We start from the raw sequence: 1,506 nt of genomic DNA, 5'->3' as shown, positions 1-1,506 counted from the left end.
TCCCCACCCGCCGGTGACGGTGCGGTCGAAGCTGTCGGCGAGGACCATGGCGCCCTCCTCAGGCAACGGGCCGACGCGGACCCTCACCGGCGTGTTCTTGCCGAGCTGCCCGTAGTACGGACTGAGGGGATTGTGCGGTGAGTACTTGCCGCCACGGTTGTCGAGGGTGAGGGAGCACGACGACGGGTCCGCTTGGGAGGCCTCATCTGCTCGGCCGCGGGTGATCTGCACGGGCTCCTCTGCTCGCACGTCGCCGCTGATGTCGACCCACTCGCCGCCGAGGTACAGCTCGGTGGTCAGGCGCGGCGGGAACGTGGGCCGGAACTGGCTGCGCATCTCGGCAGCGGCGATCAGGGGCAAGGACGCCCCGGCAGTGAACCGACCGCCCCGCCGGATCTGCGCACCGGCCCCCAGCCCGCCCACCTCGCCGGTCGCGTCCACCGTGGCGTGCCGGGTGATCTGCGAGGCGGCATCCAATGGCAGGTCGGCGGAGGCGTCCGTCCGGCCGACGCGGCGGATCTGAGCCGAGGAGGTCAGCCCGAGGTCGGCCTGTGCGGCGAAGGTCTGGTGAGTTGGCCACGGGCCGAGCCACTCGCCCTCGTCTACGCGGATCTGGTCGATGTAGGCAGGCGGGTGCTCTGCCTCGGAGCCCCCGCCCTGCACGAACAGATACCCCGAGGTGCTGGTGGATTCGACGGTGATCTCGTAGTCCGGTTCGCCGGTGCTGTCGGGGTCGGTCCACCAGAACCGCCACGTCACCTCGTCGGCGCCCTGGGAGGCTTCGCAGCGCACCCACCGGTCGTGCATCTGGTCGGTCGCCGCGGAGTCGAGTTCATCCCAGCCGACGAAGTGCGCGTTCGTGGCGTAGTCGAGGTACAGGTCCGAGACGTTGACGCGGCCGTCCTGCAGGAACCGGACCCACCCGTCGCCGGTCCTGAACAGGTAGAACGACAACGACCACTCGCCGAGCGGCTCGGTGAGCTGTACGTCGCCGTGGTTGCCGGAAAAGGCGTCGTCGGCGCCGAGCATCAGGGACGCCCGGCCGCCGTAGGCTCGATCGCCGTAGCGCACATGCGACACGTCCGCGCTGTTGCGCAGGTTGACGATCGGGTTGCCCCAGTCGCCCGAGCTGCCGGCCCCGCCGAGGTCCTCCGAGACCAGCGTCAGCGGCTCGCCGTCGAAGCTGTTCTGCCACACGACCACGGCGCACCTCCTGTCAGTGGGAGCGGATGCTCGCGGTCAGGGTCCCGTTGCCCATGTTCAGGTTCAGCACCTCGACCGTCGCGGTCCCGGCAGTGGGGTAGGGCTGCGGTGTCGAGGCGGGGGCATCTCCCAGCCAGTCGCCATCGGAGTTCCACAGGCCGACGTGGGTGACCTCGTCGGAGCCGAGCGCCGGCACGAGGAACTCGACCTTGTCGGCCGCGCTGACAGCCCCGTCGCTAGGGCTGTTCCAGGACACGGACTGTCGTTCGTAGTCGCCACCGTCGACCTCGTTGGATCCGTCGC

General features: G+C 69.9%; 2 protein-coding genes. Both read right to left on the bottom strand.

Annotation, left to right across the window (positions count from 1 at the left end):
* The coding region (locus D474_RS27465; RefSeq protein WP_040703006.1) for a hypothetical protein at window positions 1–1,203 on the bottom strand (1,203 nt) is incomplete at its 3' end.
* A gap of 13 nt (window positions 1,204–1,216) precedes the next feature.
* On the bottom strand, window positions 1,217–1,506 hold a 290-nt coding region (locus D474_RS32145; RefSeq protein WP_040703002.1), incomplete at its 5' end, for a phage tail fiber protein.

The organism is Nocardiopsis salina YIM 90010 (assembly GCF_000341025.1).
Lineage (GTDB): Bacteria > Actinomycetota > Actinomycetes > Streptosporangiales > Streptosporangiaceae > Nocardiopsis > Nocardiopsis salina.
Note: the sequence above shows the minus strand (reverse complement) of the source record. Positions and strands in the feature narration are given on the sequence as shown.